This window comes from Streptomyces sp. NPDC091271 (assembly GCF_044757505.1).
GTDB lineage: Bacteria > Actinomycetota > Actinomycetes > Streptomycetales > Streptomycetaceae > Streptomyces.
Genome location: NZ_JBIVVD010000004.1, coordinates 748,176 through 763,027 on the forward strand (window position 1 = coordinate 748,176; position 14,852 = coordinate 763,027).

At 70.9% G+C, this 14,852-nt stretch carries 15 protein-coding genes and 1 pseudogene; 6 read left to right on the forward strand and 10 right to left on the reverse strand.

The genetic code is table 11. The features are described from left to right. Positions 1-177 precede the first annotated feature (177 nt). Both ACIQM3_RS19810 and ACIQM3_RS19815 read left to right on the forward strand, forming a co-directional pair. On the forward strand, positions 178-1,131 hold the full coding sequence (locus ACIQM3_RS19810; RefSeq protein WP_401626478.1) for an adenosine kinase: 954 nt from the start codon (positions 178-180) through the stop codon (positions 1,129-1,131). A 308-nt stretch (positions 1,132-1,439) separates the two neighbouring features. Further along, positions 1,440-2,120: a glycoside hydrolase family 11 protein gene (locus ACIQM3_RS19815; protein ID WP_401626480.1), complete on the forward strand. Its 681-nt coding sequence runs from the start codon at positions 1,440-1,442 to the stop codon at positions 2,118-2,120. Between the two features lie 136 nt (positions 2,121-2,256). Here the strand turns inward: ACIQM3_RS19815 and ACIQM3_RS19820 are convergent, their stop codons facing one another. Next, positions 2,257-3,126, reverse strand: coding sequence for an alpha/beta fold hydrolase (locus ACIQM3_RS19820; RefSeq protein WP_401625866.1), 870 nt, complete (start codon positions 3,124-3,126; stop codon positions 2,257-2,259). 100 nt (positions 3,127-3,226) lie between these two features. Here ACIQM3_RS19820 and ACIQM3_RS19825 point away from each other — a divergent pair, with 100 nt between their 5' ends. Then, positions 3,227-3,634 carry a winged helix-turn-helix transcriptional regulator gene (locus ACIQM3_RS19825; protein ID WP_401625869.1) on the forward strand — a complete coding sequence of 136 codons (408 nt, stop codon included), beginning with the start codon at positions 3,227-3,229 and terminating at the stop codon, positions 3,632-3,634. 104 nt (positions 3,635-3,738) lie between these two features. Then, positions 3,739-4,629 (forward strand): endo alpha-1,4 polygalactosaminidase, encoded by an 891-nt coding sequence (locus ACIQM3_RS19830; RefSeq protein ID WP_401625872.1) that lies wholly within the window; start codon positions 3,739-3,741, stop codon positions 4,627-4,629. Between the two features lie 50 nt (positions 4,630-4,679). Here ACIQM3_RS19830 and ACIQM3_RS19835 read toward each other — a convergent pair whose 3' ends face one another. The 4 genes from ACIQM3_RS19835 to ACIQM3_RS19850 all read right to left on the reverse strand — a co-directional run bounded on the left by ACIQM3_RS19835 (position 4,680) and on the right by ACIQM3_RS19850 (position 10,141). Beyond that, a complete protein-coding gene (locus ACIQM3_RS19835) occupies positions 4,680-5,060 on the reverse strand; it encodes a DoxX family protein (RefSeq protein WP_401625874.1) in 381 nt (126 codons plus the stop codon). Between the two features lie 115 nt (positions 5,061-5,175). Further along, entirely contained in the window at positions 5,176-6,441 is a 1,266-nt protein-coding gene (locus tag ACIQM3_RS19840; RefSeq protein ID WP_401625876.1) for an arginine deiminase, read from the reverse strand. A gap of 73 nt (positions 6,442-6,514) precedes the next feature. Then, positions 6,515-7,969 (reverse strand): basic amino acid/polyamine antiporter, encoded by a 1,455-nt coding sequence (locus ACIQM3_RS19845; RefSeq protein ID WP_401625878.1) that lies wholly within the window; start codon positions 7,967-7,969, stop codon positions 6,515-6,517. 144 nt (positions 7,970-8,113) lie between these two features. Continuing rightward, positions 8,114-10,141: a heavy metal translocating P-type ATPase gene (locus ACIQM3_RS19850; protein ID WP_401625881.1), complete on the reverse strand. Its 2,028-nt coding sequence runs from the start codon at positions 10,139-10,141 to the stop codon at positions 8,114-8,116. Positions 10,142-10,237: 96 nt separating this feature from the next. Here ACIQM3_RS19850 and ACIQM3_RS19855 point away from each other — a divergent pair, with 96 nt between their 5' ends. Together ACIQM3_RS19855 and ACIQM3_RS19860 are read left to right on the forward strand one after the other, a co-directional pair. Further along, the gene (locus tag ACIQM3_RS19855; protein WP_393760357.1) at positions 10,238-10,624 is read left to right on the forward strand and encodes an ArsR/SmtB family transcription factor; all 387 of its coding nucleotides are present in this window, start codon (positions 10,238-10,240) and stop codon (positions 10,622-10,624) included. Between the two features lie 51 nt (positions 10,625-10,675). After that, positions 10,676-11,683 carry an MsnO8 family LLM class oxidoreductase gene (locus tag ACIQM3_RS19860; RefSeq protein ID WP_401625883.1) on the forward strand — a complete coding sequence of 336 codons (1,008 nt, stop codon included), beginning with the start codon at positions 10,676-10,678 and terminating at the stop codon, positions 11,681-11,683. 3 nt (positions 11,684-11,686) lie between these two features. On the opposite strand, the pseudogene ACIQM3_RS19865 reads toward ACIQM3_RS19860, so the two are convergent. The 5 genes and pseudogenes from ACIQM3_RS19865 to ACIQM3_RS19885 all read right to left on the reverse strand — a co-directional run. Continuing rightward, positions 11,687-11,920: pseudogene (locus ACIQM3_RS19865) on the reverse strand (DUF2267 domain-containing protein); the annotation flags it as partial. A gap of 204 nt (positions 11,921-12,124) precedes the next feature. Next, positions 12,125-12,316 (reverse strand): DUF6381 family protein, encoded by a 192-nt coding sequence (locus tag ACIQM3_RS19870; protein WP_401625886.1) that lies wholly within the window; start codon positions 12,314-12,316, stop codon positions 12,125-12,127. Positions 12,317-12,428: 112 nt separating this feature from the next. Beyond that, positions 12,429-13,049: an L-threonylcarbamoyladenylate synthase gene (locus tag ACIQM3_RS19875; RefSeq protein WP_401625889.1), complete on the reverse strand. Its 621-nt coding sequence runs from the start codon at positions 13,047-13,049 to the stop codon at positions 12,429-12,431. A 157-nt stretch (positions 13,050-13,206) separates the two neighbouring features. Beyond that, a complete protein-coding gene (locus ACIQM3_RS19880) occupies positions 13,207-13,530 on the reverse strand; it encodes a hypothetical protein (protein WP_401625891.1) in 324 nt (107 codons plus the stop codon). After that, complete coding sequence (locus tag ACIQM3_RS19885; RefSeq protein WP_401625894.1) at positions 13,445-14,806, reverse strand: FAD-dependent oxidoreductase; 1,362 nt, start codon at positions 14,804-14,806, stop codon at positions 13,445-13,447. The genes ACIQM3_RS19880 and ACIQM3_RS19885 overlap by 86 nt, the downstream gene beginning before the upstream one ends. Positions 14,807-14,852: the final 46 nt, after the last annotated feature.

Here is a 14,852-nt window from a genome sequence, read left to right on the forward strand (position 1 = left end):
GGCGGCCGGTGGGGCCCTGGGGTGGCCCCCCGGCGCCCGGGGGGGGGTCCCGGGACCGGCCCCCGGCCCCCCGGGGGGCCCCCCCCCCCCCGCCGGGGGGGGGGGGGGGGGGCCCCGGCCGGACCGAACGGCGACACCATGAGCGAATCCCCTGAAGCGAGAGGCACGACCACCTTCATGCACAAGCGGACCGACGTTCTCGTCCTGGGCGGCGCGGGCGTGGACACCATCGTCCATGTCCCCGAACTCCCGCTCCCCTTCGCGGACAGTTACATGATCCGGCCTGGCATCGAGACCCGGGCGGGACAGAGCGGGGACTTCGTCGCCCTCGGTCTGCACGCCCTCGGTCTGCGTACCCACCACCTCGACGTGATCGGCGACGACCACGAGGGAGACCTGGTCCGCGCCCTCCACCGCGACCGGGGCATCCCGTTCACCGAGGCTCCCCTGCCGGGCGGTACCAAACGCGCCGTCAACCTCGTCGGCCCGGACGGGCGGCGGCTCTCCCTCTACGACGCCGCCCGCTCGCAGGAATCGGACCGGTTCGAGGAAGCGACGGTCCGCGAACTCGTCGCCGCGGCCCGCCACGCCCACGTCGTCATCACGCATCCGTGCGCCTTCACGCTGCCGGTGCTCCGCGAGGCCGGGGTGACCGTCTCGACCGATCTGCACAACTGGGACGGTGCCGACACCTATCACGAGCCGTTCGCCCTCCAGGCGGACCACGTGTTCCTGTCCACCACCGCTCTGGCCGACCCCGAGCGCACCATGCGTGACATCGCCGACCGGGGAAGGGCACGGACCGTGGTCGCGACCGCGGGCGCCGACGGTGCGTACCTGCTGTACGACGGCGAGGTGACGCACACCCCCGCCGTCACTCCGCCCGCTCCGGTGGTGGATTCGAACGGTGCCGGTGACGCCTTCGCCTCCGGGTTCCTCCTCGGCCTGCTGAACGGCGAACACCCCCGGCGCTGCGCCCTGTACGGGACCGTGGCCGGCGCCTACGCCTGCACCGTCCCCTCGACGCGCACCGATGCCATCGGCCTGGAGGAGCTCCTCGCCAGGGTTGCCGAGGTGGAACAGAACGGCGCGGCGAGCGATCGAAATCATGTCGAAACTTTCGACAATTGACACGACGGTTCTGGTCCAGTAATCAAAGCTTCCGAAGGCTCTCCCCAGGCTGGTGTCCCCGATAGGGCGACTGAACTGCTGTTATATACGGAGACAGAATGCTGGGCCCGATCGAGAGTTTCGTGATTCGTGCGGAAACTGTTGACTCTTGACGGGTACCGCTCAACACTGTCGGCATCGCCAGGCCACGAGCCCCGGCGGTCCCGGGCCGCGCGCACGACCCGGTCTCCTGGGCCGTCCCGCGGCGCCATCGGGCCCCCACGCTCCACCTGGCTCCCAGCAAGCCGTCACAAGGAGGAAGCATGAACATGGACAACACCCCCACCCGGCCGGTGAGCCGCAGAGGCTTCATCGGTCGGGCCGGCGCCCTGGCGCTGGCAACGTCCGGACTGATGCTGCCTGGCACCGCTCGCGCCGACACGCTCATCACCACGAACCAGACGGGCACCAACAACGGCTACTACTACTCGTTCTGGACCGACGGCGGCGGTTCCGTCTCCATGAACCTGGCGTCCGGCGGCAGCTACGGCACCTCGTGGACCAACTGCGGCAACTTCGTCGCCGGCAAGGGCTGGGCCAACGGCGCACGCCGGACCGTGAACTACTCCGGCAGCTTCAATCCGTCCGGCAACGCCTACCTGACTCTCTACGGGTGGACGGCGAATCCCCTCGTGGAGTACTACATCGTCGACAACTGGGGCACCTACCGCCCGACGGGCACGTACAAGGGCACGGTCACCAGCGACGGCGGTACGTACGACGTCTACCGGACGACGCGCGTCAACGCCCCCTCCGTCGAGGGCACGAAGACCTTCGACCAGTACTGGAGCGTCCGCCAGTCGAAGAGGACGGGCGGGAGCATCACCGCCGGCAACCACTTCGACGCCTGGGCCCGCTACGGGATGCCCCTGGGCAGCTTCAACTACTACATGATCATGGCCACGGAGGGCTATCAGAGCAGCGGGAGCTCCAGGATCTCCGTGAGCTGACACCCCGTGAGCCACTCCGGCCGGGCACAGCGCCTCTCGATCACCGTGCCCGGCCGGGTGCCCGTCGGACGACGGCGCTCCCCGGCGGGGACGACCCCCTGCGGCTCCGGGTGTGAGCGACCCCGGCCCGGAGGTCTCAGGCAAGGAACGGGCGCACCAGGTCAAGGAGTGCCCCGGGCCGGTGCAGCGGGATCATGTGACCGCAGTCCTCGACGACATGACCGGTGAGATCGTCGGCGACCGGGCGCAACTGCTGTTCCAGCGAACGCCCCACCGGCCGGGCGCCGACGGCCATCGTGGGCACCGACAGCCGGCCGGTCTCCACGGCCTCCCGGATCTGCCCGCCGCTCGTGGGCATGGCGCGGTAGTGGGCGAACGCGCACCGCAGAGCCTCGGGGCCGGTGTACGCGCTGACGAAGGCGTCCCGGATCTCCGGCGCGATCCCTTCCCCCAGGGTGCCCTGGTCGAGGAACCAGTCGATGTACGCCGCCTCGTTGCCCGGCAGCACGGTCTCCGCGAGGCCCGGGACCGAGTGGAAGCCGAACCACCACGGTGCCCCTCCCGCCAGGAACACCTCCGCGCCGGGGAGCGGGCCCAGCAGGGATTCCATGAGCACCAGCCGCCTGACGCGCTCGGGGCTGCGCATCGCCATCAGAAAGGCGGGCGGGGTGCCGGCGTCGATACCGATCACGGCTGCGGACCTCTCGCCGAACGCGTCCAGGAGCGCCAGGAAGTCCCCGGCGAGTGTCCCTGCGTCGTAACCGTCCGCAGCGCGCGCACTCGCGCCGAGGCCCCGGAGGTCGGGGGCGATCACCCGGTGCTGTCCGGCCAGACCGCCCATCACGTCGGTCCACAGCCGCCACGTATGGGGGAATCCGTGCAGCAGCAGGACGACGGGCCCCGTGCCGGTGGTCGCCACATTGAGTTCCACGCCGTTGACGGAGACGCGACGCAGTTCGATTCCCGGCACCTGACCGGGCTGCGCGGGGTTCGGTGCGACGGGCACGGTGGCTCCTTCCCTTGGTTACCGATGGTGACAACCAAACGATAGGTAACTACGCTGGAGCGGCCAAGACCGCACTTTCATCCCAGGTGGTGAGCTCCAGGTGACCCCTCGGACCACACGTCCGCCCGTAGGCGCCCGCGGCGACCTGTTCGACCCGCTGTGTCCGACCCGGCGGCTGCTCGACCGGATCGGCGGCAAGTGGACCTCGATGGCCGTCAAGGTGCTGGCGGAAGCCTCCCCGGACGAGGTGCGCTTCGCCGAGTTGCAGCGGCGCATGGCCGGCGTCTCGCAGAAGATGCTTTCCGTCACGCTGCAGGCCCTGTGCCGTGACGGCCTCGTCAGCCGGCGGGTGGAGACCAGCGTGCCGCCGCGCGTGTACTACGGCCTCACCGATCTCGGACTGTCGCTGGACGTTCCGCTGGCCGCTGTCCGTCAGTGGGCCGAGGAACACATGGCCGAGATCGACCGGGCCCAGCAGTTGGCGGACGAGCGTGCCACCGACTCCTGAGGAGCGGCCGGGCCCCGGTCACCGCTGCCCGGTGCGCGGCCGGAAGGAGCGGTGACCGAGGATGGACAGATCTTCTTCCGGATCCCCGACACCTGGAGACGCGTGTGGCCGGTCGTTCCTTTTCCCCGCTCTTCCGTCGCGATCGCGCGGCCTCCGGTGTGGCGGCGGGCCTTGCCTCCGCCCTCGGAGCATGCGTGCTGATGGGTTGCTCCGTCGCGAGCGGTACACCCGCCGGTGCCGGATCCGAGCAGCCGCCGAAGGCCGCCGACGTGGTTCTGCCGACCGCCGGCATGGAGTTCGACTATCAGATCGGCGGGGGCTACACGCCGCCCGACGGGGTGCGGGCTGTATCGCGCGACCGTGAGGACGAGCCGGCCCCCGGCCTGTACAACGTCTGCTACGTCAACGCCTTCCAGACGCAGCCCGGCGCGCTGGAGTGGTGGCAGGACACCCACCCCGACCTGCTGCTGCGTGACGACGACGGAGAGCCGATCATCGACGAGGGCTGGGACGAAGTACTTCTGGACACCTCGACGGAGGACAGCCGGGCCGAGCTCGCGGAGATCGTCGGTGAATGGATCGACGGTTGCGCGGACAGCGGATTCCAGGCCGTGGAGCCGGACAACCTCGACTCCTTCGAACGCTCGAAGGGGAAGCTGACGGCGGATCACAACGCCGCCTTCGCCGAAGCACTGGCATCGCGGGCGCACAGCGAGGGCCTTGCGATCGGGCAGAAGAACACCACCGACCTGCTCGACCGGCACGCCACGATCGGCTTCGACTTCGCGGTGACGGAGGAATGCGCCCAGTTCGACGAATGCGGTGCCTACGCCGACGCGTACGACGACCGTGTCTTCGCGATCGAGTACGAAGGCGAGGGCGACGTGAGCTTCGACGAGAGCTGCTCGGCGTGGGGCGACAGGATCTCCCTCGTCCTGCGGGACCTCGATGTGCTGCCCGCGGACGAGGAGGGGTACGTGTACCGGACCTGCTGAGCTCCGGACGTGCGCCGGAACAACTCGGCCGGGCCGCACGGGCCTCGCTGTCAGCCGGTTGTGGGGCGGCCCGCGGCGCGGGCCCACAGGTAGAGCGGGATCTGGAGCGGGAGCCGGCCGTAGGCGAGCGCGCGCGCCGGTGCCGGGCGGTCACGCCAGTCGTACGCCATCTTGACGTTGGCGGGGAAGACGCCGACGAAGAGGAGCGCGGAGGCACGGGCGCTGAGGCGCCGGGTGCGAGGCACGGCGAGTCCCGCCGCCAGCATCAGCTCCACGGCCCCACTGGCCCGGGTCCAGCTCCTGGGGCTGCCGGGGAGGGCCCGTGGCACGATCGCGTCGAACGGCTCGGGAACGGCGAAGTGCGCGACCCCGGCCGCGGCCAGGAGGCCGGCGAGCAGCAGGGGTGAGGGGGTGCGGGGGACGCGTGCCATGGGGGCTCCTGGGTGCTCGGCCGGCGGCGGGCACCCGAAGGTTACTCCACGGTAAGGACCGCCGGGTCGAGTGGGTGCCGCCGGGCGACGGCGGAGGAACAGGCCGGCTCGGCGCTCAGAAGGCCACCGGCTCGCGGATGAGCGGGCAGGTCATGCAGTGCCCGCCGCCCCGGCCGCGGCCCAGCTCCCCACCCACGATGGTGATGACCTCGACTCCCGCCGCGCGCAGCAGATCGTTGGTCTGGGTGTTGCGGTCGTAGGTGAAGACGACCCCCGGTTCGAGGGCGACGGCGTTGTTTCCGCTGTCCCACTGCTGGCGCTCGGAGGCGTACACGTCGCCGCCCGTCCCGATCACCCGCAGGGCGGGCAGGCCCAGGCTCCTGGCGACGACGTCGGTGAACGGACGCGATCCCTCGTCGATGACCTCGACGCCGGGTGAACGGTCGCTCGGGCGGAGGGAGAAGGTGTGGACCGCGTCCATGATCTTCGGATAGACGGTGACGATGTCGCGGTCGGCGAAGGTGAAGACGGTGTCCAGGTGCATGGCCGCCCTCAGCTTCGGCATGGCCGCCACCACGACGTGTTCGGCGGCCCCTTGGTCGAACAGGGAGGCCGCGACCTGGGTGATGGCCTGTCGTGAGGTGCGTTCGCTCATTCCCATGAGGACGACACCGTTGCCGACCGGCATGATGTCACCGCCCTCGAAGGTGGCCCGGCCCCAGTCGGCCTCGGGATCGCCCCACCAGACCTTGGCGTCGGAGAAGTCCGGATGGAACCGGTAGACCGCCTTCATCAGCAGCGTCTCGTCGTGACGCGCGGGCCAGTACAGGGGGTTGAGCGTCACCCCTCCGTACAGCCAGCAGGTGGTGTCGCGGGTGTAGAGCGTGTTCGGCAGAGGCGGCATCAGGTACTCGCGCGCCCCGGCCGACTCGCGGGCGAGCGCCAGGTAGCCGGACCGGTACGCGTCGGGCAGGTCCGCGGTGGCCATGCCGCCGATCAGGTACTCCGCGAGCCCGCGCGGCTCCAGCGACTCCAGAAAGGCGCGGGTCGGATCGACGAGTCCCGGGCCGACCTCGTTGGGAGTGATCTTGCGGTCGAGCAGCCACGCCTTGGCCGCGGGGTCCGTGAGGGTCGCGGCCAGCAGGTCGTGCAGCTCGACCACCTCGACGCCGGCCTGCTGGAGCTTGCCGACGAAATCGGCGTGGTCACGCTGTGCGTTGTCCACCCACATCACGTCGTCGAAGAGCAGGTCGTCGGCGTTGCTCGGGGTGAGCCGGCGGTGCGCGAGGCCGGGCGCGCAGACCAGCACCTTGCGCAGCTTGCCGACTTCGGAGTGGACGCCGTGCGCGAGGCCGGGGTCCACGGCGGATGCGTTCGTCATGTGGGCTGCCTTTCGGTCGGGGGCCACTGCGCCCGCGAGGGCCGGGCGGGTACGGGCGGAACGGGTGGGACCTTCAGAGGCTGATCCAGCCGGAGGCCAGAGCGGCCATGCCGATCACGGCCCCGGCGACCGAGACCACGCAGATGACGAGTTCGGCGGGGGAGAAGACCCGGCGGCCCTGTTCCCTGCGGGCCATCGCGAAGAGGATCGTGGCCGGGGCGTAGACGATGAAGGAGACCAGGACGAATTTCAGCCCGGCCGCGAACAGGAGGAAGGCGGTGTAGACCGTCGCCACGATGCTCACGGCGAGGTAGCGCCCCTGGCTCCGGCCCCTGGTCAGCTCGTCCGGGCGCACCATGATCTTGACGGCGAACGCCGCGGCGAGGAGGAACGGGATCAGGGACAGGGCACTGGTGAGATCGAGGGCGAAGTTGAACGCGTCGTCCGAGAAGAGGGTGATGATCAGGACGACCTGGGACAGCAGGGTCGTCATCAGCAGCGCCGGCACAGGCACGTCGGCGGAGTTGGAGCGGCGCAGGAAGCGCGGCATGTCGTCGTCCTTGGCCGCGACGAAGAGGACTTCGGCGGCCATCAGGGTCCAGGCGAGATAGGCGCCGAGCACGGACACGATCAGGCCCACGCTCACGAAGACCTGCCCCCAGGTCCCGACCGCCTCCTCCAGGACCGCCGCCATGGAGGGCTGACGGAGCTCGGCGATGTCGGCCATCGGCATGATGCCGTACGACACGATGGTGACCGACGCGAAGACGGCGAAGACGCTGAGGAACCCCAGGACGGTGGCTCTCCCGATGTCCTCCCGGCGCTTCGCGTGGCGCGAGTAGACGCTGGCGCCCTCCACCCCGAGGAAGACGAACACCGTGGCCAGTATGGTGCCGCGCACCTGGTTGAACAGGGAGCCCGCGTAGTCCGCTCCGCCGAAGTTGTCGGCGAAGACCTTCGCGTCGAAGAAGAAGAGGGAGAGGATGACGAAGACGATGATCGGGACCACCTTGGCCACGGTCACCACCCTGTTGATGGCCGCGGCCTCCTTCACGCCCCGGCGGATCAGGAGGTAGAAGGCCCACAGACCGGCCGTGGACACGATGACGGCCAGTACGGTGTCGCCGTCGCCCATGGCCGGCCAGACGGCTCCGATCGTCGACGTGATCAGCACCCAGTACGTCACGTTGCCGACGCAGGCGCTGGCCCAGTAGCCGAAGGCGGAGAAGAAGCCGAGGTACTCGCCGAATCCCGCCTTGGCGTAGGCGTAGACACCGGCATCGAGATCGGGCCGGCGTACGGCGAGTGTCTGGAAGACGAACGCGAGCATCAGCATGCCCGTGCCGGCGATCGCCCAGGCGATCAGCGCCCCGGCGACACCCGTCTCCTGCGCGAAGCGTGACGGGAGGGAGAACACCCCGGCGCCCACCATCGAGCCCACCACCATGGTGGTGAGCGTGAGCAGCGTCATCTTCGCCGCGGTGGTGGGGCCTTCGGGGACGTCGGTCCCTGTCCGGGAGCTGGTCATCCTGTCCCCTCATGTGATGCAGTTACGAGGGAACTTTAACGGCAAACAGGACCTGACGTCCGATAAGGGGCATGGGCGGCGGCGGGTCGGGTGGTGCGGCCGGGCGGTCGGACGCTCGTGCGACACTGCACAGCTGACGGCTCGTCACCCGGTGGCGTCGGCCGGCCGGGACTTCGGCGCCGAACCGGCGCCGCCATGACCGGAGGCGCGGCGCCAGGCCGATTCGCGCAGCAGCCGAAGACCGTTCAGGCCCACGACGACGGTGGAGCCCTCGTGCCCCAGGACACCCAGCGGCAGCGGCAGATGGCCGACGAGATCCCAGACGACCAGGCCGGAGATGAACACACCGGCGACGACCAGGTTCTGCACGACCAGCCGGCGGGTCGCCCGGGACAGGGCCACCACCGTGGGCACGGTCGCCAGTTCGTCACGGATGATGACTGCGTCCGCGGTCTCCAGTGCGAGGTCGGAGCCCGCGCGTCCCATCGCGATCCCGATGTGCGCGGCGGCCAGCGCGGGCGCGTCGTTGACGCCGTCACCCACGACCAGCACCTTGCGCCCGGCCCGTTCCAGCTCGCGGACGGCCGCCGCCTTGTCCTGGGGGAGGAGCCCCGCCCGGACATCGGTGATGCCGGCCTCGGCGGCCAGCCGTGCGGCGGAGCGCGGATGGTCGCCGGTCAGCAGCACCGGGGACCCGTCGGTCAGCCGGGCCAGAGCGGCGACCGTCGCAGGGGCGTCGCTCCGGATGCGGTCGGCGATCCCGAGCACCCCGACCGGCAGGCCGTCACGCAGGACGAGCACCGCCGTGCATCCCGTCTCCTCCAGGGCGGCGGCCGACGCGGCGGCCCCGGCCGTCCCGGGGGACGCGGAGTCGCGCAGGAGGCGGGCGGGGGAGCCGACCGCGATCCGGTGTCCGCCGACATCGGCCGCGACGCCGGTACCCGGGGCCGAGGTGAAGTCCGAGGCGGCGGGCAGGGGCAGCCGTCGCTCCCGGGCGGCGTTCACGACGGCGCGGGCCAGCGGGTGCTCGCTGGGATGTTCGGCGGCGGCGGCCAGGGTCAGCAGGGTGTCCGCGGTCAGCCCGGACCCGGGCAGCGGGTGGACGCCGGTGACGCGCGGAGCGCCCTCCGTGAGGGTGCCGGTCTTGTCCAGGGCCACCGCGTCGGTCTGCCCGAGGCGCTCCATGACGACGGCGGACTTGACCAGGACGCCGTGCCGCCCCGCGTTGGCCATGGCGGAGAGCAGGGGCGGCATGGTCGCCAGGACCACGGCGCAGGGGGAGGCCACGATCATGAACGTCATGGCGCGCAGCAGACTGCCCGTCACGTCGTCACCGAAGGCGAGCGGTACGAGGAAGACGGCCAGGGTGGCGGCCACCATGCCGAGCGAGTAGCGCTGCTCGACCTTCTCGATGAACAGCTGGGTGGGGGCCTTCGTCCGGGACGCCTCCTCGGTCATCGTCACGATCCGGGCGATCACCGATTCGGAGGCGTCCCGCTCGACGGCGACCTTCAGCGTGCCCGTGCCGTTCAGCGTCCCGGCGAACACCTCGTCCCCGGGCTCCTTCGCCTTGGGCAGCGGCTCACCGGTGATGGTGGCCTGGTCGACCTCGCTCGCCCCGTCGAGGACCCGCCCGTCGGCACCGACGCGCTCCCCGGGCCGGATCCGGATGACGTCGCCGACCACGAGCTCCCCGGTGGCGACGCTCTCCTCGCCACCGTTTGCGGTGATGCGGGAGGCGGTGGCCGGAGCCAGATCCAGGAGCCCGCGGACCGCGTCCTGGGTGCGCGCGGTGGCCAGTGCCTCCAGTGCGCCGGAGGTCGCGAAGATGACGATCAGCAGCGCCCCGTCCATCACCTGTCCGATCGAGGCGGCGCCGAGCGCGGCCACGATCATCAGCAGGTCCACGTCCAGGACCTTCTCGCGGAGCTCCCGCAGTCCCGACAGCGCCGGCTCCCACCCGCCCGCGGCGTACACCAGGGCGTACAGCGGGCCCCATGTCCAGCCCGGGGCGCCGGTGAGCTCCAGGGGGAGTGCGAGCAGGAAGAGCACCAGAGCCGCACCCGCCCAGCGGGCCTCGGCCAGCGCGAGGACGCGCGTGCGGCGCCGGGGGACCGCGCCGGCGCGGGCGGCAGCGGCCTGTGAGGGACGCCGGAGTACATCAGCGGGCATGGCGGAACGACCCCTCACGGGCGGCGGGACGACGACGCCCTCACCGTACAGGAATATATGAACAGGTCTTCATGTGTCATCCGTAGAATGGACGGCATGGGTCACGGACGCGACGAGCAGACGACCGCCACCACCCGCGAGCGCCTGGACGCCGTAGGGGCGGCGGGTGTCGCCGCGACCCTCCAGGCGCTGGCCACTCCCTCCCGGCTGCGCATACTGGCACGCCTCCAGGAAGGCCCCTGCGCCGTCGGTGATCTCGCCGAAGCGGTGGAGATGGAACCTTCCGCCTGCTCCCACCAGCTTCGTCTCCTGCGGAACCTCGGGCTGGTCGCGGGGGAGCGCCAGGGGCGCTCCATCGTCTACGCCCTGTACGACCATCACGTCGCCGAACTCCTCGACCAGGCCCTCTACCACGTAGAACATCTGCGCCTCGGGCTCCGTGACGCGCCCGCCGAGATCGCCGCGGCGGCGTCGCGCCGCTGAGCGTGAGGCGCCACGGGGGAATCCCGGCGCGCAGAGCGCGTTGAACCATGCGTGAGCTCTTCCATCGCATCGACCCGGTTCTCCTTCCTCGACCGCTCCCGCACCCGCGAGGGGTACGACGCCCCGGAGGCGCTGCGGGACACCGTCACGCTGGCAGGCACCGCGGAGGCCCTCGGCTACCACCGCTTCTGGGTGTCCGAGCACCACAGCGTGCCCGGCGTGGCCGGTTCGGCGCCGACGGTGCTGGCCGCCGCCGTGGCCGCCGCGACCTCGGCCATCAGGGTGGGAACCGGTGGCGTGATGCTCCCGAACCATCAGCCCTTCGTCGTGGCCGAGCAGTTCGGGGTGCTCGCCTCGCTCTTCCCCGGCCGGATCGACATGGGGCTCGGGCGTTCCGTCGGCTTCACCGACGGCATCCGCAGAGCTCTCGGCCGGGACAAGGAGGACGCCGACGCCTTCGCCGCGCAGCTGGACGAGCTCCTCGGATGGCTGGACGGCACACAGCCGGCCCACCCCCAGGTCCACGCGCGTCCCGCCGAGGGGCTGCGCATCCCTCCGTACGTCCTGGCCACAGGCGAAGGTGCCGCCATCGCCGCGGCGGCCGGTCTGCCGCTCGTCATCGGCGATCTCCGCGGCCGCGACAAACTGGTCGCAGCGGTCGAGGACTACCGCACCGCCTTCCGCCCTTCCTCGTGGGCCCGGGAGCCCTATGTGATCGTGGCGGGCACCGTCGCGGTCGCCGGCACCGAGGAGGAGGCGCGGCGGCTGCTGGTCCCCGAGGCCTGGTCAATGGCGTACTCCCGCACCCACGGCTCCTTCCCGCCGCTGGCGCCGGCCGAGCGGATCGAGGCACTGGCCATGACGGAGAAGGAGCGGGGTCTGTTCGAGAACGGACTGCGCGGCCACCTGGCGGGCACCGAGGAGACCGTGGCCGCCGGGCTGGAGCTGGTGATCAAGGAGACCGGTGCGGACGAGGTGCTGGTCACCACGAGCACGTACGACCGTGAGGCGCTGGCGGACTCCATGCGGCGGCTCGCACGGATCGCGGGCCTCGGCTGAGGGTCAGCCGCCCACGGGGTGGCCGAACAAGAGGTCGTACCCCGGGGGGAGTTGCATCAGTACGCGCTGGAGCAGTTCCTCGCCGGCGGCATCGGCCACCACACTCAGTACGGCACTCGTGTCCCACGTGGCCGTCTGCTCGTCGGCGCCCTCGATCCAGGCGGAGACCGCGCGCACGAACCGCTCGGAGCTGAGAGGTTCGGCGGCCTGCAGCGGGTTAAGGAGAATGAGCGCGAACGGCTTCCAGGAACGGCTGCCACCTCATGTACGTCACCGGTACCCCTTCGCGGAGCGCGGGCGGAGAGCGGGGCGGGGGAGGGGAAGCCCGTGCCCCGCCCTCCGCGTATCCACCGCATGTCACCTCATCTCCGGTACTAACATCTGGTCCCGGTGGCGGCAAGCGGAGCCCGTGCCCGCAGCCGCGGGAGCCGCGACACCGGCCTACTCCATGGGGTAGATGTCGCCGCTCGCCATGCCACTGACCTGCACGCTCTGGGATTCGAGCCGGAGCGCCTCGTCCTGGAGGCGTCGGCGTTCCGCGGGATCGGTGGCCTGCTCGGCGGCCTTCTCGAGATCCTCGGCCCGGCCGCGCATCTGCTGGAGACGGCCCCGTACATCCTCTGACTCGCTCATGATCACTCCCTGGCACTGGGCGGAGCGGACTCCTCCACCGAACCAGGCACCCGGGGGTGCGCGCATCTCAGCGGGAGTGCCGGAAGCGCGGAGTGACCGTGCGGGCGATGCGCTACTCGAACCGGGAGACGTCCCCGGCTCCCCGGCGTACGACCTCCAGCTCGCCTCCGGAGAAGTCGATGACGGTGGTCGGCTCGGTGCCGCAGTCGCCGGAGTCGAGCACGATGTCCACGACGTGGTCGAGGCGCTCCTTGATCTCCCAGCCCTGCGTCAGCGGCTCCTCCTCGTCCGGCAGGAGCAGTGTGCTGGAGAGCAGCGGCTCACCGAGTTCGGCCAGAAGCGCCTGCGTGACCGTGTGATCGGGGATCCGGACGCCGACGGTCTTCTTCTTGGGGTGCAGCAACTGCCGCGGCACCTCTTTGGTGGCGGGCAGGATGAAGGTGTAACTGCCGGGCGTCGCCGCCTTGATCGCGCGGAACACGTCGTTGTCGACCTGGACGAACTGACCGAGCTGCGCGAAGTTCTGGCACACCAGGGTGAAGTGATGGCGGTCGTCGAGGTTCCGGATGGACCGGATGCGGTCGATCCCGTCGCGGCTGCCCAGCTGGCAGCCCAGGGCGTAACAGGAATCGGTCGGATACGCGACGAGGGCGCCGGACCGGATGCTCTCGGCCACGGTGGTGATGGTGCGGCGCTGGGGGTTCTCGGGGTGCACGTCGAAGTACTTGGCCATTCGGCGAGTCTACGGCCTCGGGGCAGACGCGTTCCGCTTACGGCGTGCGGGGGCAAGGGGGCGGGCGGATCCGCGCCCCGGCCGGCCGAGGCGCGAACAGGCGTACGCGGCCGAGCGCCGATCCGTCCGCGCGCGGGCCCTTGCCGACCCGGGCCGGTCAGTCCCCTGCCGGGCGGACGATGATCCCCTCCAGGACCAACCGCACGAAGCGGGGGCTGCTGTCGCGGTCGGGCCCGGCGTTCTCCCGGACCCCCGCCGCACCGCTGAGCAGGTCGAACAGCTCGTCCGCCGTGCGGTCTTCCCGCACCTGGCCGGTCTCCTGCGCGGCCCGCGGCAGCCGCGCCCCTGGCGCCCCGTCGAGGGGGCGCCAGGGGCGCGGAGCGGCTCGCCGGCCGTCAGGCTCCGGAGGCGTCCAGCATGGCCGCACGCTCGACGACCTTGATGCGCTCACGGCCCTGTTCTGCACCGAGCGCCTGCTCATGGGCGTCCAGGCGGTGCCAGCCCTCCTTGGTGGTGTACCGGACACCGCGCTGCTCCAGGAAGTCGACGATCGCGTCCGACCCCGGCTGGGTGGGGGCGGGCAGCCGCCCGGCGGCGTGGTCCTCCAGCAGGCAGGCCACGGTCTCGTTGGCGTCACCCTTGGTGTGCCCGATGAGGCCGATCGGACCGCGCTTGATCCACCCGGTGACGTACACCGAGGGCATCGGCTCGTCGCCTGCCAGTACGCGTCCGGCCGCGTGCGGGACGGTGCCGGAGACCACGTCGAAGGGCAGCTTCGCGAGCTCCTCCGAGTAGTAGCCGACCGCGCGGTAGACGCTCTGCACGTCCCAGTCCGTGTGACGGCCCGTGCCCTTCACGTTGCCCGTGCCGTCCAGCTCCGTGCGCTCGGTGCGCAGGGCGACGACGCGGCCGTCCTCGCCGACGACCTCCACCGGGGACTCGAAGAAGTGCAGGAACAGCTTGTGGGGGCGGTCGCCCACATCTCGGATCGCCCAGTTCTCCAGCGTGGAGGCGACCATGTTGGCCTGCTTGTTCTCCCGCCGGGTGGCGATCGAACCCTCGTCGTAGTCGATGTCCTCGGGATTGACGATGACCTCGATGTTCGGCGAGTGGTCCAGCTCGCGCAGCTCCATCGGGCTGAACTTCGCCTGGGCGGGCCCGCGCCGTCCGAAGACGTGGACCTCGAGCGCCTTGTTCGCCTTGAGCCCGTCGTGGACGTTCGCGGGGATCTCGGTCGGGAGCAGCTCGTCCGCCGTCTTCGCGAGAATGCGCGCCACGTCCAGGGCCACGTTGCCGACACCGAGAACCGCGACCTTCTCGGCCTCCAGCGGCCAGGTCCGCGGCACCTCGGGGTGCCCGTCGTACCAGGCGACGAAATCGGCGGCACCGTAGGAACCCTCGAGCTCGATCCCGGGTATGTCGAGGGCGCGGTCGGCGTCGGCGCCGGTGGAGAAGATCACGGCGTCGTAGAAGGAGCGCAGATCGTCCAGGCCGATGTCGTTGGGGTAGTCGACGTTGCCGAACAGCCGCAGCTGCGGCTTGTCCAGGACCTGGTGCAGCGCCTTGACGATGCCCTTGATCCGCGGGTGGTCCGGAGCCACTCCGTACCGGATCAGGCCGAAGGGCGCGGGCATGCGCTCGAACAGGTCGATCGATACGCCCGGCTCCTGGGCGGCCTCGGACTTGAGAAGCGCGTCCGCTGCGTAGATTCCGGCAGGACCGGCTCCGACGATGGCGACGCGGACGGGGCGTGTCATGGAGTGATGTTCCTTAGGGCGGGCGAGCACGGGCAGAGTGCAGCGG

Excerpts from the sequence above, each read along its gene's own strand:
- ACIQM3_RS19870 (WP_401625886.1), bottom strand. The coding sequence starts at position 12,316 with ATGAGCGAGTCAGAGGATGTACGGGGCCGTCTCCAGCAGATGCGCGGC.
- ACIQM3_RS19885 (WP_401625894.1), bottom strand. The coding sequence starts at position 14,806 with ATGACACGCCCCGTCCGCGTCGCCATCGTCGGAGCCGGTCCTGCCGGA.
- ACIQM3_RS19880 (WP_401625891.1), bottom strand. The coding sequence starts at position 13,530 with ATGAGCAGGCGCTCGGTGCAGAACAGGGCCGTGAGCGCATCAAGGTCG.
- ACIQM3_RS19815 (WP_401626480.1), top strand. The coding sequence starts at position 1,440 with ATGGACAACACCCCCACCCGGCCGGTGAGCCGCAGAGGCTTCATCGGT.
- ACIQM3_RS19875 (WP_401625889.1), bottom strand. The coding sequence starts at position 13,049 with ATGGCCAAGTACTTCGACGTGCACCCCGAGAACCCCCAGCGCCGCACC.
- ACIQM3_RS19810 (WP_401626478.1), top strand. The coding sequence starts at position 178 with ATGCACAAGCGGACCGACGTTCTCGTCCTGGGCGGCGCGGGCGTGGAC.
- ACIQM3_RS19855 (WP_393760357.1), top strand. The coding sequence starts at position 10,238 with ATGGGTCACGGACGCGACGAGCAGACGACCGCCACCACCCGCGAGCGC.
- ACIQM3_RS19850 (WP_401625881.1), bottom strand. The coding sequence starts at position 10,141 with ATGCCCGCTGATGTACTCCGGCGTCCCTCACAGGCCGCTGCCGCCCGC.
- ACIQM3_RS19840 (WP_401625876.1), bottom strand. The coding sequence starts at position 6,441 with ATGACGAACGCATCCGCCGTGGACCCCGGCCTCGCGCACGGCGTCCAC.
- ACIQM3_RS19845 (WP_401625878.1), bottom strand. The coding sequence starts at position 7,969 with ATGACCAGCTCCCGGACAGGGACCGACGTCCCCGAAGGCCCCACCACC.
- ACIQM3_RS19835 (WP_401625874.1), bottom strand. The coding sequence starts at position 5,060 with ATGGCACGCGTCCCCCGCACCCCCTCACCCCTGCTGCTCGCCGGCCTC.